At 74.7% G+C, this 25,094-nt stretch carries 22 protein-coding genes, 1 tRNA gene and 2 pseudogenes; 21 read left to right on the top strand and 4 right to left on the bottom strand.

Annotated elements, in window-relative coordinates:
* Positions 1–3: 3 nt before the first annotated feature.
* The 15 genes and pseudogenes from QFZ62_RS06015 to QFZ62_RS05945 all read left to right on the top strand — a co-directional run bounded on the left by QFZ62_RS06015 (position 4) and on the right by QFZ62_RS05945 (position 15,491).
* Positions 4–1,134, top strand: coding sequence for a TadA family conjugal transfer-associated ATPase (locus QFZ62_RS06015; protein WP_373425942.1), 1,131 nt, complete (start codon positions 4–6; stop codon positions 1,132–1,134).
* 198 nt (positions 1,135–1,332) lie between these two features.
* Positions 1,333–2,160: a type II secretion system F family protein gene (locus tag QFZ62_RS06010; protein ID WP_307502986.1), complete on the top strand. Its 828-nt coding sequence runs from the start codon at positions 1,333–1,335 to the stop codon at positions 2,158–2,160.
* 383 nt (positions 2,161–2,543) lie between these two features.
* Positions 2,544–2,741, top strand: a complete 198-nt coding sequence (locus QFZ62_RS06005; RefSeq protein ID WP_307507702.1) for a DUF4244 domain-containing protein — start codon at positions 2,544–2,546, stop codon at positions 2,739–2,741.
* Positions 2,741–3,142 (top strand): TadE family type IV pilus minor pilin, encoded by a 402-nt coding sequence (locus tag QFZ62_RS06000; protein ID WP_307502984.1) that lies wholly within the window; start codon positions 2,741–2,743, stop codon positions 3,140–3,142. The genes QFZ62_RS06005 and QFZ62_RS06000 overlap by 1 nt, the downstream gene beginning before the upstream one ends.
* Complete coding sequence (locus tag QFZ62_RS05995; protein ID WP_307502981.1) at positions 3,132–3,491, top strand: Rv3654c family TadE-like protein; 360 nt, start codon at positions 3,132–3,134, stop codon at positions 3,489–3,491. Before QFZ62_RS06000 ends, QFZ62_RS05995 begins: the two co-directional genes overlap by 11 nt.
* Before the next feature lie 221 nt (positions 3,492–3,712).
* Positions 3,713–6,688 (top strand): type I DNA topoisomerase, encoded by a 2,976-nt coding sequence (topA, locus tag QFZ62_RS05990; protein WP_307502979.1) that lies wholly within the window; start codon positions 3,713–3,715, stop codon positions 6,686–6,688.
* On the top strand, positions 6,685–7,320 hold the full coding sequence (gene tmk / locus QFZ62_RS05985) for a dTMP kinase (RefSeq protein WP_307502976.1): 636 nt from the start codon (positions 6,685–6,687) through the stop codon (positions 7,318–7,320). Before topA ends, tmk begins: the two co-directional genes overlap by 4 nt.
* Positions 7,317–8,546, top strand: coding sequence for a DNA polymerase III subunit delta' (locus QFZ62_RS05980; RefSeq protein WP_307502973.1), 1,230 nt, complete (start codon positions 7,317–7,319; stop codon positions 8,544–8,546). Before tmk ends, QFZ62_RS05980 begins: the two co-directional genes overlap by 4 nt.
* On the top strand, positions 8,543–10,120 hold the full coding sequence (locus QFZ62_RS05975; protein ID WP_307502971.1) for an alpha/beta hydrolase: 1,578 nt from the start codon (positions 8,543–8,545) through the stop codon (positions 10,118–10,120). The genes QFZ62_RS05980 and QFZ62_RS05975 overlap by 4 nt, the downstream gene beginning before the upstream one ends.
* Positions 10,121–10,260: 140 nt before the next feature.
* Positions 10,261–10,336, top strand: a tRNA-Thr gene (locus tag QFZ62_RS05970).
* Between the two features lie 151 nt (positions 10,337–10,487).
* Positions 10,488–11,972 carry a D-alanyl-D-alanine carboxypeptidase/D-alanyl-D-alanine-endopeptidase gene (dacB, locus tag QFZ62_RS05965; RefSeq protein ID WP_307502969.1) on the top strand — a complete coding sequence of 495 codons (1,485 nt, stop codon included), beginning with the start codon at positions 10,488–10,490 and terminating at the stop codon, positions 11,970–11,972.
* Between the two features lie 64 nt (positions 11,973–12,036).
* Positions 12,037–12,627 carry an isochorismatase family protein gene (locus QFZ62_RS05960; RefSeq protein WP_307502966.1) on the top strand — a complete coding sequence of 197 codons (591 nt, stop codon included), beginning with the start codon at positions 12,037–12,039 and terminating at the stop codon, positions 12,625–12,627.
* Positions 12,628–12,698: 71 nt separating this feature from the next.
* Positions 12,699–14,174, top strand: a complete 1,476-nt coding sequence (locus QFZ62_RS05955; protein ID WP_307502963.1) for an NAD-dependent succinate-semialdehyde dehydrogenase — start codon at positions 12,699–12,701, stop codon at positions 14,172–14,174.
* Positions 14,174–14,981: pseudogene (locus QFZ62_RS05950) on the top strand (TrmH family RNA methyltransferase). Before QFZ62_RS05955 ends, QFZ62_RS05950 begins: the two are co-directional and overlap by 1 nt.
* A 132-nt stretch (positions 14,982–15,113) precedes the next feature.
* Entirely contained in the window at positions 15,114–15,491 is a 378-nt protein-coding gene (locus tag QFZ62_RS05945) for a DUF2834 domain-containing protein (RefSeq protein WP_307502961.1), read from the top strand.
* Between the two features lie 87 nt (positions 15,492–15,578).
* On the opposite strand, the pseudogene QFZ62_RS05940 reads toward QFZ62_RS05945, so the two are convergent.
* Positions 15,579–17,511, bottom strand: a pseudogene (locus QFZ62_RS05940) (ABC transporter ATP-binding protein).
* 337 nt (positions 17,512–17,848) lie between these two features.
* Here QFZ62_RS05940 and QFZ62_RS05935 point away from each other — a divergent pair.
* The 4 genes from QFZ62_RS05935 to QFZ62_RS05920 all read left to right on the top strand — a co-directional run bounded on the left by QFZ62_RS05935 (position 17,849) and on the right by QFZ62_RS05920 (position 21,399).
* Positions 17,849–18,775: an ABC transporter ATP-binding protein gene (locus QFZ62_RS05935; RefSeq protein ID WP_307502958.1), complete on the top strand. Its 927-nt coding sequence runs from the start codon at positions 17,849–17,851 to the stop codon at positions 18,773–18,775.
* Positions 18,772–19,605, top strand: coding sequence for an ABC transporter permease (locus tag QFZ62_RS05930; RefSeq protein ID WP_307502955.1), 834 nt, complete (start codon positions 18,772–18,774; stop codon positions 19,603–19,605). The genes QFZ62_RS05935 and QFZ62_RS05930 overlap by 4 nt, the downstream gene beginning before the upstream one ends.
* A complete protein-coding gene (locus QFZ62_RS05925; RefSeq protein WP_307502952.1) occupies positions 19,602–20,429 on the top strand; it encodes an ABC transporter permease in 828 nt (275 codons plus the stop codon). The genes QFZ62_RS05930 and QFZ62_RS05925 overlap by 4 nt, the downstream gene beginning before the upstream one ends.
* A gap of 145 nt (positions 20,430–20,574) precedes the next feature.
* A complete protein-coding gene (locus tag QFZ62_RS05920; RefSeq protein ID WP_307502949.1) occupies positions 20,575–21,399 on the top strand; it encodes a ribokinase in 825 nt (274 codons plus the stop codon).
* Between the two features lie 64 nt (positions 21,400–21,463).
* Here QFZ62_RS05920 and QFZ62_RS05915 read toward each other — a convergent pair whose 3' ends face one another.
* Positions 21,464–22,369: an NAD(P)-dependent oxidoreductase gene (locus QFZ62_RS05915; RefSeq protein WP_307502947.1), complete on the bottom strand. Its 906-nt coding sequence runs from the start codon at positions 22,367–22,369 to the stop codon at positions 21,464–21,466.
* 247 nt (positions 22,370–22,616) lie between these two features.
* On the opposite strand from QFZ62_RS05915, the gene QFZ62_RS05910 reads away from it, so the two are divergent.
* Both QFZ62_RS05910 and QFZ62_RS05905 read left to right on the top strand, forming a co-directional pair.
* Complete coding sequence (locus QFZ62_RS05910; RefSeq protein WP_307502945.1) at positions 22,617–23,264, top strand: hypothetical protein; 648 nt, start codon at positions 22,617–22,619, stop codon at positions 23,262–23,264.
* A gap of 113 nt (positions 23,265–23,377) precedes the next feature.
* Positions 23,378–24,217 (top strand): PRC and DUF2382 domain-containing protein, encoded by an 840-nt coding sequence (locus QFZ62_RS05905; RefSeq protein ID WP_307502943.1) that lies wholly within the window; start codon positions 23,378–23,380, stop codon positions 24,215–24,217.
* Positions 24,218–24,280: 63 nt separating this feature from the next.
* Here QFZ62_RS05905 and QFZ62_RS05900 read toward each other — a convergent pair whose 3' ends face one another.
* Positions 24,281–24,478: a hypothetical protein gene (locus QFZ62_RS05900; RefSeq protein WP_307502940.1), complete on the bottom strand. Its 198-nt coding sequence runs from the start codon at positions 24,476–24,478 to the stop codon at positions 24,281–24,283.
* 10 nt (positions 24,479–24,488) lie between these two features.
* Positions 24,489–25,043, bottom strand: a complete 555-nt coding sequence (locus QFZ62_RS05895; RefSeq protein WP_307502937.1) for an MOSC domain-containing protein — start codon at positions 25,041–25,043, stop codon at positions 24,489–24,491.
* Between the last annotated feature and the right edge of the window lie 51 nt (positions 25,044–25,094).

Raw genomic sequence — 25,094 nt, 5'->3', positions numbered from 1 at the left:
CGGGTGTCGGGAGCGCCGGCCGGCGTCGACCATCCGGACGGGGGCGAGGGGCGGCGCATCGTCGCCTGCCGTCCCGCGTCGCCGGAGGCCGGTGCCGTCGCCGTCGCCGTCCCCGCCGTCCCTCCCCGGCATGCGCCGGCGGCCCTCGGGGCGCTCGCGGAGCTGGTGCGGGATCCGCGGACCACCGACGTCTTCGTCAACGGTGATGGCGAGGTGTGGGCGGACCGCGGGGCGGGTCCCGAGCCGAGGCCGGACGTCGACCTCGGCGGCGAGCCCGACGTGCGCGCCCTCGCCGTGCGCCTCGCCGCCGAGGGCGGACGGCACCTCGACGAGGCGGCGCCGTGCGTCGACGTGCGGCTGGGCGACGGGGTGCGCGTCCACGCCGTGCTGCCGCCCGTCTCGACCCGCGGCACGCTCCTGTCGATCCGGCTGCCCTCCCGCGCCCGACCCACGCTCGACGTGCTCGATGCGGCCGGCGCGTTCCCGCCGGGCTGCCGGGCGCTGCTCGAGGAGGCGGTGCGCCGACGCACGAACCTCCTCATCACGGGCGCCGCCGGCAGCGGCAAGACCACCCTGCTCGGCGCGCTCCTCGCCCGGGCGGATCCCCGGGAGCGCATCGTGCTCGTCGAGGACGTCGCCGAGCTGCGCGTGCGGCACCCGCACGTCGTGTCGCTCGAGGCGCGGCAGGCGAACATCGAGGGGGCCGGCGAGCTGCCGCTCCCGCGGCTGGTCCGCGAGGCGCTGCGGATGCGGCCCGACAGGCTGGTCGTGGGGGAGTGCCGGGGCGCGGAGATCCGAGAGCTGCTGGGAGCGCTGAACACCGGGCACGACGGCGGAGCGGGCACGCTGCACGCCAACGGCGTCGCCGACGTCCCCGCACGGCTCGAGGCGCTCGGTGCGCTCGCCGGGATGGACGCCGTGACCACCGCGCGGCAGACCGTGAGCGCGGTCGGCCTCGTGATCCACCTCGCCCGGACGCCAGAGGGGCGTCGGGTCGCGGCTGCCGGCCGTCTGACGACGGGAGAGGACGGTCGACTGCGCGTGCTGCCCGTGCGCTGGAGCGCGGGAGCGGCGCCCCCGGACCGACCCGCCGTCGCGTCGTCGGTGCCCGACGGCACCGGGAGGCGGGCGTGATCGGGGGAGCGGTCGGCGCGCGGATGCGGGCGCGGGGTGCGGGTGACGGGGCCGCCGTCGAGCAGGCGGAGGAGATCGCGGCGTTCGTGCGGCGGATGGCGGTGCTGCTCGAGGCGGGTCTGCACCCCGAGCGGGCCTGGCGGCAGCTGGCCCCGCCGGGCGGGCGGGCCCGGCGCGGGGAGAGCGCCGTGCCCGCCCGTGGTGCGCCGGGTCGCCGCGGGCGACGGGACGGATCCGCTCGCCGTGCGCGTCGCTGCGGCAGCTGCTACGGCCGCTGCCGCCTCCGCCGGTCGGTCGGGTGGCCGGTCCGGCGGCGATGCGGCCGGAGCGTGGCGCGCCCTCGCCGTCGGCCTCGAGGTGGCGGACCGGACCGGGGCGCCGCTCGCCCGGTCGCTCGTCCGCCTCGCCGAGACCCTCGTGGACGTCGCGCGCGTCCGTCGCGATGCGGGCACGGCGCTCGCGGGCCCGGTGGCGACCGCGCGCACGGTGCTCCTCATGCCCGCGGCGGGGATCCTGCTGGCCGCGGGACTCGGCTTCGACCCGGTGCGCGTGCTCGTCACCACCGTGCCCGGCGCTGCCTGCCTGGTGGTCGGGTCCTCGCTCGTCGCGGTCGGCTGGCGCTGGAACCGCGGACTGGTGCGCCAGGCCATGCCTCGAGATCCGGCGCCCGGCCTGGTACTCGACCTCGTGGCCACGGCGATGACGGGAGGCGCCTCCGTCCCCCGCGCGGTCGCCGTCGTCCGGCGGGCGTGCCAGCGCGCGGGCCTCCCCGCCGAGGCCCCGCTCGAGGCCGCGGCGGACGTCGTGGAGGTGGCCGCCCGGACGGGCGCCCCCGTCGCCGTCCTGCTCCGCAGCGAGGCCGGACGCGCCCGTCGGGACGCGGGCACCCAGGCTGAGCGGGCTGCCGCGCGGCTCGCGGCGCGCCTGATGCTGCCGCTCGGCGTGTGCATCCTGCCGGCCTTCCTGGCCGTGGGCGTCGTCCCGATGCTGCTGGCCGTCCTGTCCTCAACACTCGGCCGCGGATGACCGCGTCCACGGGACGCCATCCGCCGCGGATCCGCGACGGCCACGTCGGGGATGGTGACGTCCCGGCCGACGGTCGGCAGGGACGAGCACGGCGGGGAGCACCCGCCAGGGGAGAGGACGAGGACATGGAGCGATTCGAGGAGCGGACCGACGAGGCGGGCGGGCGCTGCACGGAGGGCAGGCCGGCCCGGGGCGCGGCGGCTGACCGCACGGGGGCCCCGGTGGCGCCGCAGGGCCGGGCCGTCTGGCCGCTGGCGGCGTCGTCGCGGGGCAACGCGAAGTCGGCGGGATCCTGCGGGGACCGCGCATCCACGGGTGCGGGTGGCCCCTCGGCGAGCTGCGTCCGCGTCGCGCCCTCCCGGCCCGGGCACGCGGTGCGGGCCGTGCACCGGGTCCTCGATCGTCGCGGTTCCGGTTCCGGTGCCGGCTCCGGTGACGCCGGCGCGGCCACGGCCGAGTACGCCATCGCGACCATGGCCGCGGTGGCGTTCGCCGGCCTGCTCGTGGTCATCCTGCAGAGCGACGAGGTGCGGGGGATGCTGCTGGACCTCGTGCGGCGCGCTCTCACGTACGACCGGTGATGCGGTTGCCGCCGCGGCCGCATCCGCGGGCGGAGGCGTGGCCCGGCTCCGAGGCGTCCGCGGACCGCGGCGCGTCCGCCGCGGAGCTCGCCGTGGTGCTGCCCGCGGTGGTCCTCGTCCTCGGCCTGTGCCTGGGCGCCGTGCAGACGGTGGGGCAGCAGGTCATGCTCACGTCCGCTGCCGCCGAGGCGGCCCGGAGCCTCGGCCGTGGTGAGGACGCGGCCACGGCCACAGCGCGCATCGCGGGCGCCGCGGGTGGCGCGGCCATGGCGGTGGACCGGTCGGGCCGCACGGTGTGCGTCGAGCTGAGCGCGCCCAGCAGCTTTCGACCAGCGGGTGCCGTCGGCCTGCGCGTCGCCGCCCGGGGCTGCGCCCGGCAGGAGGAGCCGGATGCGGAGTGAGCGGGATGCCGGCTCGGGGACGGTGCTCGCGGTCGGCCTCGTGGGCGCGGTCGCGTCCCTGGCTCTCGCGACGGTGGTCGTGTCGTCGGTGCTCGTCGAACGCGCCGTCGCGGCGGGGGCGGCGGACTCGGCGGCCCTCGCGGCGGCGGACATCGCCGCCGGCTTCGCGACGGGGTCTCCCTGCGCGGCGGCCGAGGAGGTCGTCGAAGCCGCGGGCGCGACGCTCACGGGGTGCGACGTCGTCGGCACGACGGCGGTCGTGCAGGCGAGCAGCCGGGACGATCGGCTCGGCCTGCCCGTGACGGCGCGTGCGCGGGCGGGCCAGCCCCCGGATCCGTCGTCCGGATGAGCGGCGAGCGACCCGGCGGACCGACGTCGACGTCTCGGCGGGGACGCCGCACCGAGCCGCATCCGGGCGGCACCGCGATTAGGTGGCCGGTCGGTGCGCGTGTGTATGGTGTGCCTTGTCGGGGACCCCGCCGCACATCGCCCCGGAGCGCATCCGAGCGGGCACGCATCCCGGACACGGGCCGGCCATCGGCCCCCATGAACGCATATATAAGGAGTCACGTGCCCGGCACGAAGAAGTTGGTCATCGTCGAGTCGCCGGCCAAGGCCAAGACGATCGCCCAGTACCTGGGCAGCGGATACGAGGTGCAGGCCTCGGTCGGCCACATCCGCGACCTCATCGAGCCGAAGAACCTGCCGCCCGAGCTCAAGAAGGGCACGCTCGGCAAATTCTCCGTCGACGTCGAGAACGGCTTCGAGCCCTACTACGTCGTCAGCGACCAGAAGAAGAAGACGGTCGCCGACCTCAAGCGCGCACTCAAGGACGCCGACGAGCTCTTCCTCGCGACGGATGAGGACCGCGAGGGCGAGGCCATCGCGTGGCACCTCCTCCAGGTGTTGAAGCCGAAGGTGCCGGTCAAGCGGATGGTGTTCCACGAGATCACCAAGGAGGCCATCGAGCGCGCCCGCGACAGCACGCGCGACATCGACACGGCCCTCGTCGACGCGCAGGAGACGCGCCGCATCCTCGACCGCCTGTACGGCTACGAGGTGTCGCCGGTCCTCTGGCGCAAGGTGGGTCCGGGCCTGTCGGCCGGCCGCGTGCAGTCCGCCGCCACCCGGCTGGTCGTCGACCGCGAGCGCGAGCGGCTCGCGTTCGTCACCGCCACCTACTGGGACCTCACCGCGTCGCTGTCCCCCCTCGAGCAGGAGCTCCCCTTCGACGCCCGCCTCGTGCGGATCGACGGCGCCCGCATCGCCACAGGTCGCGACTTCGACGACAAGGGCACCCTGAAGAACGACTCCCGCCCGCTCGACGCCAGCACGGCGGAGTCGCTCGCCGAGGCGCTGCGCGACCCGTCCGTGCCCCTCGCGGTGCAGAGCGTGGAGTCGAAGCCGTACACGCGTCGTCCCGCCGCGCCCTTCACCACGTCGACCCTGCAGCAGGAGGCGGCGCGCAAGCTCCGCTTCTCCGCGCGGCAGACGATGAGCGTGGCGCAGTCGCTGTACGAGAACGGCTACATCACCTACATGCGCACCGACTCGCCCTCGCTCTCGCAGCAGGCGATCAACGCGGCGCGCAAGCAGGCGGCCGAGCTGTACGGACCCGAGACGGTGCCCGACAAGCCGCGCCTCTACTCCGGCAAGAGCAAGAACGCGCAGGAGGCGCACGAGGCCGTCCGGCCTGCCGGCGAGACCTTCCGCACGCCGCAGCAGCTCGCCTCCACGCTGCGGGGCAACGACCACAAGCTCTACGACCTGATCTGGAAGCGCACCATCGCGTCGCAGATGGCGGACGCGAAGGGGTCGACCGCGTCGGTCGTCATCGCCGCGGGCCCCACGCCCGCGGGTGAGGTGGCGGAGTTCGCCGCCTCCGGCACGGTCATCACCTTCCGCGGCTTCCTGGCCGCCTACGAGGAGAGCCGCGACGAGGAGCGCCACGGCGCCGCCGAGCCGCGCGAGGCCAAGCTGCCCGACCTCAAGAAGGGCCAGGACCTGCGTCTCGTCGACGTCGACGCGAAGGGCCACGAGACCAGCCCGCCGCCCCGCTACACGGAGGCGAGCCTCGTGAAGACGCTCGAGGAGCTCGGCATCGGGCGTCCGTCGACCTACGCCGCCATCATCTCGACCATCGTCGACCGGGGCTACGTCACGCCCCGCGGCACCGCGCTCGTCCCGAACTGGATCGCGTTCTCGGTGGTGCGGCTGCTCGAGGAGTTCTTCACCGAGCTGGTGCAGTACGACTTCACGGCCGGCATGGAGAACGACCTGGACCGCATCGCGGACGGGTCGGCGGAGCGGGTCGACTGGCTGAAGGGCTTCTACTACGGCAACCAGGCCCACAAGGGCCTCCGCCCCACGATCGACAACCTCGGCGAGATCGACGCGCGCGAGATCAACTCGCTGCGCATCGCGGACGACATCACGCTGCGCATCGGCAAGTACGGGCCCTACCTCGAGGTGCACGAGGAGGGGGCCGCGGAGGACGCGACGCCCCGTCGCGTCAACCTCCCGGAGGACCTGGCGCCCGACGAGCTGACGGCGGCCAAGGCCCGCGAGCTCATCGACGCTCCGGTCGTCACGGACCGCGTCATCGGCATCAACCCCGACAACGGCAAGCAGATCGTCGCGAAGGACGGCCGCTACGGCCCGTACGTCACCGAGCTCGACCCCGAGCCGGAGGAGGCACCTGCCGCGGCCGCGGACGGCGTCGACCCGGTGACGGGCGAGGTGCTCGAGACCGCATCCGCGACGACCACGGCGGCGCCTGCGAAGAAGGCACCCGCGAAGAAGCCCGCGGCGAAGAAGGCGGCCGCGGTCAAGCCGCGCACCGCGTCCATCTTCAAGTCGATGGACCTCGCGACGGTCGACCTCGACACCGCCCTCCGGCTCCTCGACCTGCCGCGCGTCGTGGGCGAGGACCCCGAGACGTCGACGCCCATCACCGCCCAGAACGGCAAGTACGGCCCGTACCTGAAGAAGGGCACGGACTCGCGGTCGCTGACCAGCGAGGAGCAGATCTTCGAGATCGACCTGCCGGGGGCCCTCGAGGTCTTCGCGCAGCCGAAGTACGGCGCGCGACGCCCGTCCAGCGCGCTCAAGGAGTTCGATGCGGACCCCGTGAGCGGCAAGGGCATCAAGGTCAAGGACGGCCGCTTCGGGCCGTACGTCACCGACGGCGAGACCAACGCCACGATCCCGAAGAGCGAGTCCGTCGAGGACATCGACTTCGACCGCGCGGTCGAGCTGCTCGCCGACAAGCGGGCCAAGGGGCCGGCGAAGCCGAAGGCGAAGGCCCCGGCCAAGGCGAAGGCGCCCGCGAAGCCGCGCACCACGGCGGCGAAGACGACGGCCGCGAAGACGACGTCTGCGAAGACGACGTCCGCGAAGACGATGTCCGCGAAGACGACGTCCGCGAAGACCGCGGCGGCGAAGACGACGGCCGCGAAGACGACCGCGGCCACGACGACGGCCGCCAAGACGACGGCGGCGAAGAAGGCCGCCGCTTCCACGGCGACGGCGTCCGACGCGACGTGACCGGGGTCTTCATCACCCTGGAGGGCGGCGACGGCGTGGGCAAGTCCACGCAGTCGGCGCTCCTCCGGGAGTGGCTGGAGGGGCAGGGCCGCGAGGTCATCGTCACCCGCGAGCCGGGCGGCAGCGAGCTCGGGGCGGAGATCCGGGAGATCGTGCTGCACCGCCGGGGGCACATCGCCCCGCGCGCGGAGGCGCTGCTCTACGCGGCTGATCGCGCGCACCACGTCGAGACGGTAGTCCGGCCGGCCCTCGACCGCGGCGCCGTCGTGCTGCAGGACCGCTACCTCGACTCCTCCGTCGCGTACCAGGGCGCGGGTCGCGTGCTCGACGCCGGCGAGATCCGCGACCTCTCGCTCTGGGCGGCGCAGGGGCTCCTGCCCGACCTGACCGTGCTGCTCGACCTCGACCAGGCGTCCGCGCGCGTCCGGCTCGACGCCGCCCGCACGCGCTTCGACCGGCTCGAGGCCGAGCGCGGCGAGTTCCACGAGCGCGTCCGCCACGCCTTCCTCGGGCTGGCCGACGCCGAGCCGGACCGCTTCCTCGTCGTCGACGCCGCACGTCCGCGCGAGGAGATCGCCCACGTGATCCGCACGCGGGCCGCTGCGCTCTTGGCGGACGGCGCACGCGCATGAGCGACGCAGCCGACGGCGCGGGCACCGCCGTGCCGGGCAGCCCCGACGGCCGGGCCATCTGGGACGAGCTCACGGGCCAGGCCGAGGCCGTCGCCCTGCTCGCCGCGGCCAGCAGCCCGCGCGCCACCGCCCGTGACGCCGCCGGCACGGCTCTCGCGCACTCCTGGCTCATCACCGGTCCTCCCGGCTCCGGGCGCTCGAACCTCGCGTACGCGTTCGCCACGGCGCTCCTCAGCGACGGGACGCCGGAGGGTGACGCGGCCACCGCGCGCCAGGTCGCCGCCCGCAGCCACCCCGACCTGGGCGTGCTCGCCACGGAGCGGGTCATCATCGCGATCGACGAGGTGCGGGCGCTCGTCACGTCGTCGCAGTACTCGCCCTCCGTCGGGCGCTACCGGGTCATGGTCGTCGAGGACGCCGACCGGATGACCGAGCGCACCTCGAACCTGCTGCTCAAGGCGCTCGAGGAGCCGCCGGAGCGCACCATCTGGATCCTCTGCGCGCCTAGCGAGGCCGACCTGATCCCCACCATCCGCTCCCGCGTCCGCAGCGTGCGCCTGCGCATCCCGTCGGTCGAGGACGTGGCCGCGCTCATCCAGCGACGCGACGGCGTCGACGCGGCCACCGCCACCCGCGCGGCCCGCGAGGCGCAGAGCCACATCGGCATGGCGCACCGTCTCGCGACCGACGCCGAGGCCCGCGAGCGCCGCAGCCGCACCCTCGAGCTCGCGCTCGGGATCCGCACCGTCGGCGACGCCGTGCGCGCCGCCGCCGCGATGCTCGAGCTCGCCGGCCAGGACGCCAAGGCGTTCACAGTGCAACGGGACGCCGACGAGCGCGAGCGCGCGCTGCGGTCGCTCGGCGTGCAGGAGGGCGGGTCGATCCCGCCACAGCTGCGCTCGCAGATCCGGCAGCTCGAGGAGGACCAGAAGCGGCGCGCCACGCGGAGCCTCCGCGACGGGATCGACCGGATCCTCGTCGACCTCATGTCCCTGCACCGCGACGTGCTGCTGCACCAGCTCGGGGCGGACCTGCCGCAGGTCAACGAGGCCATCGCGCCGCGCATCCAGGAGGCGGCCGAGGCGGGATCCGCCGCCGCGTCGCTCGCGGTCCTCGACGCGGTCGGGGTCGCGCGGCGCCGGATCGACGGCAACGTGTCCCCGGCGCTCGCCCTGGAGGCGATGCTCATCTCGATCACCCGCACCCGATCCGCGGGGGTCGCGTGAGGCACCGGGGGAGCGGCGCGCGGGGGATCCGTCGGGCCGGCGCGCTAGGGGCGGCGCTCGTCGCCGCGGCCGTCGCGCTGAGCGGCTGCGGCCTCCTCTCCGCCCCGGAGCCGCGGAGCTCGACCTCGAGCCCCACGACGGAGGACATCGCGCCCGACCTCGCCCGCTACTACGAGCAGGTCCTCGCCTGGACCCCGTGCGAGGACGGCGCCCAGTGCGCCACGGCCACCGCGCCGCTCGACTGGTCCGCACCCGATCCGGCCACGGACATCCAGCTCGCCCTCACGCGGCACGCGGCCCGCGGTGCGGACGGCCCGCGCGGGTCCCTCTTCGTCAACCCCGGCGGCCCCGGCGCGTCCGGCGTCGACTTCGTGAAGGCCAGCGTCGACTACGCGGTCTCCCGTGAGCTCCAGGACGCCTACGACATCGTCGGCTGGGACCCCCGCGGCGTCGGGGCCTCGACGGCCGTCGACTGCGTCGACGACGCGCAGCTCGACTCCTTCCTCTACGGGGAGACGGAGGCGCCCCCCGGCACGCCGCAGCACGACGAGGAGCTCGAGCAGGCGGCACGGTCGTTCGCCGAGTCCTGCGCAGAGCGGTCCGGCCCGCTGCTCGAGTTCATCGACACCCGGAGCACCGTGCACGACCTCGACATGCTCCGCGCCCTCGTCGGCGACCCGCAGCTGGCCTACCTCGGGTACTCGTACGGCACGAGCATCGGCGCGCAGTACGCGCAGGACTTCCCCGCGCACGTGGGCCGGATGGTGCTCGACGGCGCGACGGACCCGTCGGCCAGCTCCTTCGACGTGGTGCTCGCGCAGACCGCGGGCTTCCGCACCTCCTTCGAGGCGTACATGGCGGCCTGCCTGGCCGCGAAGGGATGCCCGTTCCGCGGATCCGTCGACGACGGCGTGCGCACCGCGGCCGCCCTCCTCGACCAGCTCGACCGGAGCCCCCTGCGCGCGGCGGACGGGCGGGAGCTCGACGGGCAGGTCATGCGCAGCGCCATCGACTCCGCGCTCTACAGCGAGCAGCAGTGGCCGGCTCTCACGACCGCGTTCTCGGAGGCCCTGCGCGGCGAGTCCGCCACGGCGTTCGCGCTCGCCGACTCCTACTTCGGGCGCAGCCCCGACGGCACCTACGCCGGCAACTTCTACGAGGCGTTCCTCGCCATCCAGTGCATCGACTACCCCGTGGAGCGGGATCCGGCGGTGCTCGTGCGGGAGGCGGCGGAGGTCCGGGAGGCGGGCGGCGAGCTGGCCGACGACGACACCTCGCGCGACGGCGAGACGGATCCGCTCTGCGGCAACTGGCCGTATGCGGCACGCCAGGCCCCCGCGCCCGTCTCCGCGGAGGGCGCGGCGCCCATCGTCGTCGTCGGGACGACGGGGGATCCGGCCACGCCGTACTCGTGGGCCCAGGCGCTCGCCGACCAGCTCGCGTCGGGCGTGCTGCTCACCTACGAGGGCGAGGGGCACATCGCGTACGACGAGCGGGATCCGTGCATCGTGACCGCGGTCGACGGGTACCTCCTCGGCGGGGATCCGCCGGCGGCCGGCACCAGCTGCGGCTAGCGGCGGCGGGCGAAGGGGCGGAGCCCGACGGCGGTGGGCCTCGTGCTCGATGGCGAGGGCGCGGCTGCACGTGTGCGGGAGCGGCCTCCGCATCCGGTATGCTCTCTACTCGTGCCCGGTACTCATCGAGTCCGGGCCGGGCCGCCTTAGCTCAGTCGGTAGAGCATCTCACTCGTAATGAGAAGGTCGTCAGTTCGATTCTGACAGGCGGCTCCATCACGCCATCCGCGTCGCACGCCTCGGTCCGATCCGTGGGCGTGGCCGTCACGCGGATTCTCGCGTCCCTCCCCGGTACCCGTCGCGGACGGCCCTCCCCAGCTCCTCGGGCGCCCGGCGCCCGTACGGGGACGCCGTCTAGCATGGCCCCATGCGATCCCCCGTCGACGGCCCCGATGACGCGCGCGCCGGCCGCAGCGACCGGGACGTCCTCGCCTTGCGCTCCCGCCCCGCCGACCGCCGTCGCGCACGCGCCGTCGTGGCCGGCGTGGCCGCGGTCGTGCTCCTCGCCGCGGGGGCTGTCGGTGCCGGGGCTGTCACCGGGCGCGCGGGCGGCGCCTCCGCCAGCGTCGCCGCCACCGCCGAGGCGCCGCCCGCGCCGAGCCCGACGCCGACGGTCGATCCGGCGCGTCCCGCCCCCGCCGATCGGGTCGCGGTCCGCGACCTCCGCATGTGCTCCATCGCGTCCCTCGCGCAGGATCCGCGACTCGCCACCTTCGAGGGCCAGGTCCGCGACGCCGCGACCGGACGCGTCCTCTTCGATCGCAACGGCGACACCCCCGAGCGCACGGCGAGCGTCATGAAGGTGGTCACGTCGGCCGCGGCCCTGGCCGCCCTCGGCCCGGACCGCCGCATCGCCACCACCGTCGTCCGCGGCTCCGAGCCCGGTACCGTCGTGCTGGTCGGCGGCGGGGACCCGACGCTGTCCCGCCTCACCTCCGGCAGCTCCGTCTACCCGGGGGCGCCGCGCCTCAGCGACCTCGCGCAGCAGGTGCGCACGGCCTGGGCCGCGGATCCCGTCACCGCGGGCACGCCCATCACCCGCATCGTGCTCGACACCTCGCTCTTCTCGGGGGAGACGTGGATCCCGTCCTGGGCGCCGACCGAGCGGAAGGCCGGGTACTCGAGCTTCATGACGTCGCTGCAGCTCGACGCCGACCGGGCGGATCCCGCGGCCGTCGTCTCCGCTCGCAGCGAGGATCCCCTCGCGCGCGTCGGCAGCACCTTCCGCTCCATGCTCGGCGGGTCGGCCGAGGTCACGCAGGGCACGGCGCCCGCGGGAGCGGCCGTCCTCGGCACGGTGGAGTCGCAGCCCGTGTCGTCGCTCATCCAGACCGCGCTCATCAACTCCGACAACGTGCTCGCCGAGTCGCTGGCCCGGCTCGTCGCCATCCAGGTCGGCGCGGGGAGCACCCAGCAGTCGCTCGCCACCGGGATCCCGAAGGCGCTCGGGGCCTACGGCCTCGACACCTCCGCGCTCACCATCGTCGACGGCCAGGGGCTCAGCCCCGACAACCGCGTGCCGCCGTCGCTCCTCGCGCAGCTCATGATCCAGGTCGACCAGCGGCAGCAGGCGCTCGGCTACCTGCACGACGGACTGCCCGTCGCGGGGCGCACCGGCACGCTCACCAGCCGCTTCGCCGGCGACAGCGCCGTGGCCCGCGGGCACGTGGTGGCCAAGACCGGCTGGATCGACACCGGCTACACGCTCGCCGGCATCGTCGACGCGGCGGACGGCGCGAAGCTCACGTTCGCGTTCTACGCCATCGGGAACGTGACGGGGGACGCGAAGATCGCCCTCGACGCCCTCGCCGCGGGCGCCTACCGCTGCGGCGCGGACCTGGGGGACGAGTGACGCGCGGCCCGGTCCCGGGCAGCGGATCCACGGCACCGGGCGCGGCCCGGGGAAGGAGCGCCGCATGACGCGGGCCCTGTTCATCATCGACGTGCAGAACGACTTCACGGAGGGCGGCGCGCTCGGCGTCTCGGGCGGCGGTGACGTCGCGCGCGGGATCACCCGGCTCCTGGCAGCGGAGCCGTACCGCTACGACCACGTCCTCGCCTCGCGCGACTGGCACGAGGCGACCGGCGACAACGGCGGCCACTTCGCCGCGGCGGGCGCCGTGCCCGACTTCTCGACCACCTGGCCCGCGCACTGCGTGCAGGGCACGCACGGCGCGGAGTACCACCCCGACCTCGACGTCACGGCCGTCGACTTCCACCTCCGCAAGGGGCAGGGCGCCCCCGCGTACTCGATCTTCGAGGGCACCACCGAGGACGGCGTGCCGCTCGCGGACCTGCTCGTGCTGCACGGCATCACGGACATCGACGTGGTCGGCATCGCGACGGACTACTGCGTCCTCGCCTCCGCGCTCGACGCCGTGCACCAGGGGCACCGCGTGCGCGTGCTCGCCGACCTCGTCGCGGGCGTGGCCCCGGCCACGAGCGTCGCGGCGCTCGACCGCCTGCGCGACGCCGGGGCGGAGATCGTCGAGGGACCCGCCGACTGACGGCCGTCGGCGGCGTCACGAACAGCACCGCCAGCACGAACAGCACCACGAGCACGGGAGAAGAGGACAGAATGACCGCACCCACCGAGACCGACCTCCTGTCGGGGACGCCCACGACGCTGCTGGTGGGGGGCGCGCGCGTCGACGCGGAGGGCGGGGCGACCTTCGAGGTGCGGGATCCGGCGACCGACGCCGTGATCGCGCACGTGGCCGATGCGAGCCCGGCCGACGGCATGCGCGCCCTCGACGCCGCGGTCGACGCCGCTGGCGACTGGGCCGCGACCGCGCCGCGCGTGCGGGCCGAGATCCTGCGTCGCGCCTTCGACCTCCTGCAGGAGCGCCGGGACGAGTTCGCGCTCCTCATGACGCTCGAGATGGGCAAGCCGCTGGCCGAGTCGCTCGGCGAGGTGACGTACGGCGGCGAGTTCCTGCGCTGGTTCTCGGAGGAGGCCGTGCGCATCACGGGCCGCTACGGCGTGAACCCCGAGGGCACGGGCCGCATGATCGTCTCGCAGCACCCGGTGGGCCCCGTGCTCCTCATCACGCCGTGGAACTTCCCGCTCGCGATGGCGACCCGCAAGATCGCGCCGGCGCTCGCCGCGGGCTGCACCGTGGTCATCAAGCCGGCCGACCTCACGCCGCTCACGACCCTCCGCTTCGCCGAGCTGCTGGCCGAAGCCGGGCTGCCCGCGGGCGTGCTCAACGTGATCCCCACCACGTCGGCCGCCGAGGTCACGGGCCCGCTGATCGCCGACCCGCGGATCCGCAAGCTCAGCTTCACCGGATCCACCCCCGTCGGCCGCCAGCTCGGCGCGCAGGCCGCCCAGAACGTGCTCCGCGTGTCGCTGGAGCTCGGGGGCAATGCGCCGTTCGTCGTGTTTGAGGACGCCGACCTCGACCGGGCGGTCGACGGCGCCATGGCGGCCAAGTTCCGCAACGTCGGGCAGGCCTGCACCGCGGCGAACCGCTTCATCGTCCAGGCCTCCGTCGCCGACGCGTTCGCGGACCGCCTGCAGGAGCGCATCGACGCGATGCGCATCGGGCGCGGCACGGAGGAGGGCGTCACCGTCGGGCCGCTCATCGACGGCCGGGCCGTCGACAAGGCCGACCGCCTCGTGCGCGACGCCGTGGAGCGCGGCGCCGAGGTGCGCGCGGGCGGCGAGCCGCGTGCGGGAGCCGGGCACTTCTACCCGCCGACGCTCCTCACGGGCGTCGCCGAGGGCAGCGACATCCTGCGGGAGGAGATCTTCGGCCCCGTCGTCGCGATCGTGCCGTTCGCCGACGAGGACGACGCCGTCCGCCTCGCCAACGACACCGAGTACGGCCTCGTCTCCTACGTGTTCACGCGCGACCTCGCGCGCGGCCAGCGCATGATCGAGCGGCTCGAGACGGGCATGACGGGCCTCAACATGGGGGTCATCTCCAACGCCGCGGCGCCGTTCGGCGGCGTCAAGCAGTCGGGGCTGGGCCGTGAGGGCGGGCTCGAGGGGATCCACGAGTACCTGAACACGAAGTACACGCTGACGCCCGACCCGTTCGCCGGCTAATGGCGCACGTCGTCCCCGTCGAGGACCTACGCGATCCGCGGCTCGCCGACTACAGCCACCGCACCGACGTCGCGCTCCGCAAGGCCGAGGGCGCGGGGCACGGGATCTACCTGGCCGAGTCCGCGCTCGTGCTGGAGCGGGCGCTCCGGGCGGGCCCACGTGCCGCGGTCGGTCCTGGCGCTCGGCGGCACGGTCGAGGAGGCGCTCGCGCTCGTGTGCGACCGCGACGTGCCCGTGTTCACCGGCCCGGGAGAGCTGCTCGCCGAGCTGACCGGGTACGTGCTGCACCGCGGGGTCGTCGCGTCGCTCGACCGGCCCGCGCTGCCCTCGGTCGCGTCGCTGCTGGCGGGCGCGCGCCGGGTGGTCGTGCTGGAGGACGTCGTGGACCCCACGAACGTCGGCGCGATCTTCCGGTCCGTCGGGGCCATCGGCGCGGACGCGGTGCTGGTCACCCCGCGCTGCACGGATCCGTTCTACCGTCGCGCCATCCGCGTGAGCATGGGCACCGTCCTGCAGGTGCCGTGGACGCGCACGGGGGAGTGGCCGGAGACGCGCGCCGCCCTCGCGGAGGCCGGCTTCCACATCGCCGCGCTGGCCTTGACGCCCGACGCCGTGTCGCTCCGCGACGTCCGGCCCGAGGAGCACGAACGGCTCGCCATCGTGCTCGGCTCGGAGGGGCCCGGGCTGTCGGAGGAGGCGATCCGGTCCGCGGACACGGTCGTCCGGATCCCCATGGCGCACGGGATCGACTCGCTCAACGTGGCGGCCGCCAGCGCGGTCGCGCTGTACGCCCTGACGGCGCCCTGACGGCGCCCTGACGGCGCGCCCTGACGGCGCCGTGACGTCGCCGCGGCCTCGACCGCCGGCCGGGCCGGCGAGCCGCCCCGCGTTCCGGGACCCGGCGCGCCTAGCCTGTCCCCATCCACCGGAAGGGTCCCCATGAGCTCGCGACCAGCCCGCCGACGCCCCACGCGCCTCGCCGTCGTCTACCTCGTCCTCGCGGCGGCCGGCCTCGTGCTGACGTGGACGGCGAACATCCGCGTCATGACGGAGGGCCGCGACTTCCTGGCCGACCTGGCCGCGGGCGGGCCGACGGTCTCCTCGCTGTCGTGGGACCTGCTGATCGCCGCCGTGGCGAGCGTCGTGTTCATCATCGTCGAGGGGCGGCGCCTCGGGATGCGCCGCGTGTGGATCCACGTGCTGCTCGTGCCGCTCGTGGCGTTCGCCTTCGCCCTGCCGCTGTTCCTCGCCGTGCGCGAGATGCACCTGGCGACCGCGACGCGAACGGAGCCGACGGGTACGACGCCGGGCACCTGAGCGCGGGAGGTCGGACGAGCCGGACGAGCCGGACCTGCCGGCGCCCCCGCATCCGCTCCGCGGATCCGCCGCCCCATCCGGCCCGCGCTACACGAGCAGCTGGTGCTTCGCGAGGTCGCGGTACAGCGGCGTCGACACCACGAGCTCCGCGTGCGTGCCCGTGCCCACGACGCGGCCCTTCTCGACGACGACGATGAGGTCGCTGTCGACGACGGTCGAGAGCCGGTGGGCGATGACGATGAGCGTGCGGTGCTCGGCGACGGCGTCGATGGCCTTCCGGAGCAGCTGCTCGTTGAGGCCGTCGAGGCTCGAGGTGGACTCGTCGAGCAGGAGGATCGGCGGGCGCGGAGAGCAGGGTGCGCGCGATCGCGAGGCGCTGGCGCTCGCCGCCGGAGAGCATGATGCCGTCCTCGCCGACGGGCGCGTCGAGGCCGAGCTCGTTGCGCGCGAGCACCTCGGTGAGGTTCACGGCGTGCAGCACCTGGATGCAGTCCTCGTCGCTGGCGTCGAACGCCGTGAGCGTGAGGTTGTCGCGCAGCGTGCCCGCGAGCACGGGCGCGTCCTGCTCGACGTAGCCGATCTGGCGGCGGAGGTCCTCGCGGTCCAGCGTGCGGATGTCGCGCCCGCCGACGCGGACGACGCCCGAGGTCGGGTCGTAGAAGCGCTCGATGAGGGCGAGGATCGTGCTCTTGCCGGCACCCGACGGGCCGACGAGCGCGATCCGCGTGCCCCGCTCGGCGCGGAAGCTGACGCCCTGGAGGACGCCGCCGCCCGTGCGGTCGGCGCCGGGGGCGTCGTCGGCCGCCGGGGGCTCCACGGCGTCGGCCGACGCGGGCGCGGGCGCGGACCCATCGGACACCTCCGCCACCGCAGCGGCCGGGTACGCGAAGCGCACGTCCACGAGCTCGACGGCGGCGGCCGCCGAGCGGTCCTCGGCCACGGGCCCGGCGTCCTGCAGGCCGCCCGCGAGGTCGGCGTCGCCGTCGGTCTCACCCGGCAGCTTCACGATCTCCTGGATCCGCCCGAGCGCGCCGAGCGCCTGGTTGACCGCGGTGACGGCGCCGAACGCCTGGCCGAGCGGCATGATCATGAGGAAGAGGAACAGGATGAACGCCACCAGGTCGCCGACCGCGATGGCGCCCGAGGCGACGCGGAAGCCGCCCACGCCGACCACGACGAGGAACGACGCCTGCAGCGCGATGCCCGCGATCGGCACGACGACGGCCGAGGCCTTCGCGACCTTGATCCCCATCTCCCAGGCGCCCTCGGCGTCGGCCTCGATGGCGCGGATCTCGCGGTCGGTGGCGTTGCTGGCGCGGACGGTGCGGATCGCGCCGATGGCCCGCTCGACGCTCGCGGCCAGGTCGCCGACCTTGCGCTGCGCGCGCTGGCTGGCCACGCGGATCCGGCCGGAGAGGCCCACGACCGCGACGACGGACACCGCGACGACCAGCACGGTGAGGCCGAGGAGCACCGGATCGATGATGAACATGGCGACGATGGCGCCGAGGAACGTGACCGCGCCGCCGATCGCCTCCACGAGACCCTGCGTGAGGACCGCGCGGAGGAGCGTGGTGTCGGAGCCGACGCGGGAGACGAGGTCGCCCGTGCGGCGCGTGTCGAACTCGGAGATGGGGAGGCGGAGGATCCGGCGCACGAGCGTACGACGCGACGACAGGACGATGCCCTCGCCCATGCGCTGCAGGAGGTAGTGCTGGTAGCCGGAGAGGAGCCCGGACACGACGACGAGGCCCACCAGCGCCCACACGAGCGCGCCGAGCGCGCCGCCGTCCTGCACCACGCCGACCACGCGCTGCACGAGGAGCGGCTGGGCGAGGCTCGCGGCCGCGCCGAGCACGCTGAGCACGACCACGAAGGCCATCAGCCCGCGCTGCTCGAGGATGTACGGCAGCAGCTCCGAGAACCGGGCGCGGGGGCCGTCGTCGGCGGCGTCGTCGCGGCGCGCGAACGGGTTGCGGGAGCGGGGGCGCGACGCGGCGGTCGCGGCCTCGGTCGGCACCGCGGGGACGGCGGCCGCGGTGGGGACGGCGGTGGCGGCCGCGGTGGGGACGGCGGGAGCGGCGCCGTCGGAGCGACCTGCGGGGGAGCGATCTGCGGGGGAGTCGGGGCGGGCGGTGCTCATGCGGGTTCTCCCGGGTGGTGGGGCGGGTGGTGCGGCGCGTCGCATCGCCACGAGGACTCTACGCGTCGCCTGCCGGGCATCCGCTCGGAGGCGGGGAGCCCCCGCGGGCTCGCACCCGGGGGCCGCGCGGGGCCGGGCCGGCGCCTGCCGCCGCGCACGACGCCGTATTTCCGCCCATGGTGGAAACCCGCCCCGCTCCCTAGGCTGGCTTCTCGTGCCCACCCCCGTCATCACCGCCGACCGACTCGTGAAGAAGTACGGCGACCACGTCGCCGTCGACGGCCTCTCCTTCGAGGTCGCGCCCGGCGAGTCCTTCGGGCTGCTCGGCCCGAACGGCGCCGGCAAGTCCACGACCATGCGCATGATCGGCGCGGTCTCCTCGCGCACCGGCGGCACCCTCGACATCCTCGGGCTCGACCCCGACACGCACGGCCCCGAGATCCGCTCGCAGCTGGGAGTGGTGCCGCAGGCCGACAACCTCGACCTCGAGCTCAAGGCCCGCGACAACCTCATCGTGTACGGCCGCTACTTCGGCCTCCCGCGCAAGCAGGTGGCGGCGCGCGCCGACGAGCTGCTCGAGTTCGCGCAGCTGAGCGACCGCGCGAACGCGAAGGTCGACGACCTCTCCGGCGGCATGAAGCGGCGGCTCACGATCGCGCGCGCCCTCATCAGCGAGCCGCGGATCCTGCTGCTCGACGAGCCGACGACGGGCCTCGACCCGCAGGCCCGCCACATCCTCTGGGACCGCCTGTTCCGCCTCAAGGAGCAGGGCACGACGCTCGTGCTCACCACGCACTACATGGACGAGGCCGAGCAGCTCTGCGACCGGATCATCGTGGTCGACGAGGGCCGCATCATGGCCGAGGGCTCGCCCGCATCCCTCATCCGCGACCACTCCAGCCGCGAGGTGCTCGAGGTGCGCTTCGGCTCCGACCGCAACGAGGAGGCGTCGCGCGAGATCGCGGGGCTCGGCGACCGGGTCGAGGTGCTGCCCGACCGCGTGCTCGTCTACGCGTCCGACGGCGAGGCCGTGCTGAGCCGGATCCTCGAGCAGGGCCTGACGCCCATCACGACGCTCGTCCGCCGCTCCAGCCTCGAGGACGTCTTCCTCCGCCTCACCGGCCGGAGCCTGGTCGAGTGAGCGCCCTCGACACCCGGCGGTCCGCCGTCGCGGGCGGCGCGCGACCCCGCCGCTTCGGCGCCTGGTACGCCGCCGAGCACCGCCTCCTCGGGATCCGCGCCTACCTCGGCACCGCCCTCGCGACCGCCATCGGCAGCCCGTACATCTACCTCTACGCGCTCGGCGTGGGCCTCGCCTCGGTCGTGGACCGCGGCACGGACGCGAACGCGGCCCTCGGGATCAGCTTCCTGGTGTTCGTCGCGCCGGCGCTCCTCGCGACCAGCGCCATGACGGTCGCGAGCGAGGAGTTCACCTACCCGATCTTCGGCGGCTTCAAGTGGAACCCCGTGTTCCAGGCGATGAACGCGTCGCCGCTCACGCCGGGCCAGATCATCGACGGCCAGGTCATCGGCGTGGCGATCCGCATGGCGCCGACCTGCATCGCCTACTTCCTCTTCATGCTGCTGTTCGGCGCGGTGCCGCTCGGGACCGGGTTCCTGGCCGTCTTCGCCGCGCTGCTCACGGGCATGGCGATCGGCGTCATGGTCATGGCCTACGTCGCCACCCTCGAGCAGGACACCGGCCAGATCGCGATGCTCATGCGCTTCGTCCTCACGCCGCTCTCGCTGTTCTCCGGCACGTTCTTCCCGCTCACGCAGCTGCCGATCTGGCTGCAGTGGATCGGCTGGATCTCGCCGCTCTGGCACGGCACCGAGCTCGGCCGCGTCGCGACGTACGGGCTCGAGGAGCCGCTCTGGCTGACGGTCGCGCACGTCGCGTACCTGCTGCTGTGGCTCGCGGTCGGCTGGACCCTCGCCCGCCGGGTCGCGACGCGGAGGCTGCGGAAGTGAGCGCATCCACCACGGGGGCCCCGGTCCGCCGTCGCAGCGGCGGCGCGCGCTCCCTCTACGCCGGCAACGCCCGCTCGGTGCTCGCGCGCGGGCTCCTCGCGACGCGCAGCACCAACTGGACGGTCGTCCTCTCCGGGTTCTTCGAGCCCGTCTTCTACCTCCTCGCGATGGGCATCGGCCTCGGCTCGCTCGTGGGCGACGTGACGACGAGCACCGGCCAGCCCGTGCCGTACGCCGCCTACATCGCGCCGGCGCTCCTCGCGGTCTCCGCCATGAACGGCGCCGTCTACGACTCCACCTGGAACGTCTTCTTCAAGATGAACCACTCGAAGCTGTACCAGGGGATGCTCGCGACCTCGCTCGGCCCGCTCGACGTGGCGTTCGGCGAGATCTCGCTGGCGCTCCTCCGCGGCGTCGTGTACTCGTCGGGCTTCCTCGTCGTGATGCAGCTGCTCGGCCTCAACCTGTCGTGGTGGGCGATCCTCGCGCTGCCGTCCGTGGTGCTCGTCGCGCTGGCGTTCGCGAGCTTCGGCATGGCCGTCACGAGCTACATGAGGACGTTCCAGCAGATGGACTGGATCAACTTCGTGATGCTGCCCATGTTCCTGTTCTCCGCGACCTTCTACCCGCTGTCGGTCTACCCGGCGTGGACGCAGGCGGTCATCCAGGCCCTGCCGCTCTGGCACGCGGTCGAGCTCGTGCGCGGGTTCACGACGGGGGCTATCTCGATCGCGGTGCTCGGGCACGTGCTCTACTTCGCGGTGATGACGGCGATCGGGCTGGTCTTCACGACCCGGCGGCTGCGGGTCCTCTTCCTCGACTGACGGCGGTCGCGACCAGGACGACGAGCGTGCGGCCGGGCTCCCCGTCGGGCCGCGCGGGCGGCCCGGGAGGCCGGATCCGCTCGGTACCCTGGCGGGGAGCGCCACCCGGGCGCGGCCGGCCGTGCGCCGGGGGAGGCAGGTGCCCATGGGCCGCGTCGTGGTGCTCGGATCGCTCAACGTCGACCAGGTGGTGCGCGTCGCGCGGCACCCGCAGCCGGGGGAGACCCTGATCGGATCCGACCCCGAGCGGCTCTGGGGCGGCAAGGGCGCGAACCAGGCGGTCGCCGCGGCGGACGCGGGCGGCGAGGTCGCGATGGTCGGGGCCGTGGGCGACGACGCCGACGGATCCGGCTACCGCGCCCGCCTCGAGGCGCGCGGCATCGACGTCTCCGGCCTCCGGACCGTGGCGGGCGCGACCACGGGCCTCGCGATCATCGCGGTGGACGCCGACGGCGAGAACACGATCATCGTCGCGCCGGGCGCGAACGCGCGCGTGGAGGCGGCCCACCTGGATCCGCTCGATGCGCTCGCACCCGGCGACGTCCTGCTCGCCTCGCTCGAGCTGCCCCTCGACGCGATCGCCGACGGGGTCCGCCGCGCGCACGCCGCCGGCGCCCGCGTCGTGCTCAACCTCGCCCCCTTCGCCGAGCTGCCGGACGACGTGCTCGCGCTCGCCGACCCGGTGGTCGTCAACGAGCACGAGGCGGGGCTGCTCCGCGCGTCGGGCACCCCCGCACCGGCGTCCCTGCTCGTCACCCTGGGCGCCGAGGGCGCGATGTGGGGCGACGTCGAGGTCCCCGCGTCGAGGGTCTCCCGCGTGGTCGACACGACCGGCGCCGGCGATGCGTTCTGCGGCGCGCTGGCGTCGGCGCTCGCCGCGGGCGCCGACCGCGAGGCCGCCCTGGTGGTCGCCGCGGACGCCGCCGCGGTGGTCGTGCAGCGGCAGGGCGCGCAGCCGGCGGACGACTGACTCCTGGGTGCCGGATACCTCCGGTGGCGGCGCCCGCCGCCCCTCCGGTCCCGGCGCCCGCGGCTCAGACCCCGTCGCGCAGCCGTCGCCCCGCGCGCTCCTCGAGGAGGCGGCCCGCGAGGAGCTCCCCGTCCACCGGTCCGTGGGCGTCGAGCGCCTCCCGGTGCAGGCGCGCGACCAGGGCGGTGAGCTCGTGGGGGACGCCGCGCTCGGCGGCCAGGCGGGTCACGGCGTCCAGCTCCTCCACGACGCGGTCGATGCCGAAGTCCGCCATCGGGTCGCCCGCCAGCAGGGCGGGCGCGTGCCGCTCGAGGAACGCGCTCGTGCCCGGGCCCGTGAGGAGCGCGGACCGCAGCGCCGTCGGATCCAGGCCGAGCGAGCGCCCGAGCAGCAGCGCCTCCGTCACCGCCACCACCTGCCCGAACCACAGCGCGTTCCCGAGCAGCTTCACGACGTGGGCGGACGCGGGATCGTCGCCGATCCGAGGGGTGGCGTGGTCGTGGCCGAGCGCCTCGAGGACCGGGCCGACCCGGGCGACGGCGGCGACGGATCCGGCCACGTGGAACCCCAGCGTGCCGCGGCCGGCGTCCGCGGGCCCTCCGCGCATGGGCGCCGCCACCGCCGCGACGCCGAGCGCGACGGCCTCGCGGACGAGGCCGTCGACGACGGCGGGGTCGTCGCTCGTGAGGTCGACCCAGGCGGTGCCCGGGCGCATCGCCGCCAGCGCGCCGCCCGGCCCCGACAGCGCGTCCCGGCACTCGGGGGGCCCGGGGAGCACGGTCACGAGCACGTCGCACCCGGCGGCGAGGGCGGCCGCGTCGGCGGCCACCGGGAGCCCGACGGCGGCGGCGCGGTCCCGCGCGGCACCGTCGACGTCGTGCACCTCGACGGCGAACCCGCGCTCCCGCAGGCGCGCGGCGACGCCGAGGCCCATCCGCCCGATCCCGAGCACGCCCACCAGGTCGCCCATGTCCGTCCCCGTCCCGTCCTGTCCGCGCGGCTCGTCGGCCGACGCGTCCGAGTCTGCCTGCTGAGGCGCGGCCGATCGTTGCGTCTCGTGGCGATCCACGCACGACGGGCCGATTTGCAACACCCGGGACGCGCATCCCATGCGGAAACGGATAGTTAGCGCTCAAAGGGATCGTGTGCGCGTAGCGTCCGAAGGACACCGGGACGGGCACCTCCGACCCGATGCAGACGTCACGGAAGGCCCCACCATGAGCACCTCGGACACCCCGCGCGACACCCCGCGCGACGACCGCGACACCGCGGCCGTACCGGCCGGCGAGAGCACCTCCCTGCGGCACGACGTGGTCGCCCGCGAGAAGGAGCGCTTCGGCGGCATCAAGTTCGGCTCCGCGTTCTTCGGCTGGCTCGCCGCGACCGGCACCGCCGTGATCCTCACGGCGCTCGTCGCCGCGACGGGCGCCGCGATCGGCCTCGGCGCGAACGGCGGCGACGCCGGCCAGGCAGCCGCCGACGCGCAGCAGAGCGCGGACACCATCGGCTGGGCCGGCGCCATCGCCGTGCTCGTCGTGATCCTCATCGCCTACTACTGCGGCGGATACGTCGCGGGCCGCATGGCCCGCTTCGACGGCGCCAAGCAGGGCTTCGCCGTGTGGCTGTGGGCGATCGTCATCGCGATCGTCGTGGCCGTGCTGACCGCGGTCGCCGGCTCGCAGTTCAACGTGCTCGGTAACCTTAACGGCTTCCCGCGCATCCCGGTCGACGAGGGCGACCTCGGCATCGCGAGCATCATCACCGCGATCCTCGTCGCGGTCGTCGCGCTCGTCGGCGCCATCCTCGGCGGACTCGCCGGCATGCGCTTCCACCGCCGCGTTGACCGCGCCGGACTCGGTCGCTGACCGCCCCACCGACCCGGCGGGGCACGACCCCGCCGCACCGCGCCACCCGGCGCACCCGATAGAAGGAACGACCGCCACCCCCGGCGGACACCACCACAGGAAGAGAGAACATCGTGATCGACTCCCGCGACATCGGCAGCATCGTCGGCGCCACCGTGCACGACACGGACGGCGACAAGATCGGCACCGTCGGCCAGGTCTACGTCGACCCGGACACCGAGAAGCCCCTCTGGGCGACCGTCAAGACGGGTCTCTTCGGCACGTCCGAGTCCTTCGTCCCGCTCCAGGAGGCCACCTGGGACCGCGAGTCCCTCACGGTCGGCTACGACAAGGCGAAGGTCAAGGACGCCCCGCGCGTGGACGCCGACGGCGCCCTCAGCGAGGAGGAGGAGGACAGCCTCTACTCCTACTACGGCCTCGGCGGCGGATCCGCGTCCACGACGACGTCGGGCACCGGCACCGGCTCCGGCACCGCCGGCTTCGTCGACCAGGACGACCGCTCGGGCCTCGACCGTGACCGCGACGCCGACGGCGTCGTCGGCCACGACACCTCGGGCCCCACGACGGATGACGCCATGACCCGCTCCGAGGAGCAGCTCCACGTGGGCACCGAGCGCGTCGAGACCGGCCGTGCGCGCCTCCGCAAGCACGTCGTCACCGAGCAGCAGACCGTGACCGTCCCCGTGAGCCACGAGGAGGTGCGGCTCGAGCGCGAGCCCATCACCGAGGGCAACGTCGGCGCGGCGACCTCCGGCCCCGACCTCTCCGAGGAGGAGCACGAGGTGACCCTCACCGAGGAGCGTCCCGTCGTCGACAAGGAGACCGTCCCCGTCGAGCGCGTCAAGCTCGGCACCGAGACGGTGACCGACGAGCGCACCGTGTCCGAGGACGTCCGCCACGAGGAGATCGACGTGGACGGCGATGGCACGACGGACGGCACCGTCCGCCGCTGATCCACCCGCACCACCCGGCGCCCGGCGTGACCCCTCGGGGCGCGCCGGGCGCTTCGTCGCCTCCTAGCGGCGGAGGCCGCGGCGGCGGACGAGCTCCACGCCGAGCCCCGCCAGCACGAGAGCGGCCCCGGCCGCGCTGAACCACCACGCGACCGCGATCCCGGACGGCTCCTCGCCCGCGATCCCGCCCATCACGGCGCCGAGCGCGACCGCGAGGGTGAGCGCGCCGATGCCGGCGAGGGCCGCCGCGAGGATCCGCATGCCGCCCCGATCAGACCGGCTGCAGCGCCAGGTGCTCGCCCTGCGGCAGCTCCACGCGCACGGCGTCGTCGGGGCGGACCTCGCCGCCGGTGATCACGACGCCCATCACGCCGGACTTCCGCACGACGTTCCCGTCGGCGTCGCGGTCGAGGACAGCCTTCATCGCGCCCGCGCCGAGCACGTCGATCTGGATGCAGGGGTTGCGGAGGCCCGTCAGCTCCACCACGGCGTCGTCGCCCAGGTGGAGGCGGGTGCCCGTGGGCAGGTCGAGGAGGGGGACGCCCGCGGTCGTGACGTTCTCGCCGAGGTCGCCGGGGGCCACCGCGTAGCCCTTGCCGGCCAGCTCCTCGTGCAGCTCGGCGTGCACGAGGTGCACCTGGCGCAGGTTCGGCGCGTCCGGGTCGCGGCGCTTCCGGGACAGGTGCTGGACCGTGGTGCCGAGGTGCGCGTCGCCCTCGACCCCGAGGCCGGCGAGGAGCGTGATCGACGTGCGGACGGGCTTCGAGAAGCGGTGGGCGTCGTCGCGCGCGACCGCGAGGACCCGTGGCGGGGAGGACGGCTGCATGTCAGCGACGATAGCGACGCGGCGGTCCCGCGGGCGACCCCCGGAACGCAA

The organism is Clavibacter sp. B3I6, assembly GCF_030816895.1.
Taxonomy (GTDB): domain Bacteria; phylum Actinomycetota; class Actinomycetes; order Actinomycetales; family Microbacteriaceae; genus Clavibacter.
This window is presented reverse-complemented; position numbering and strand designations above follow the sequence as displayed.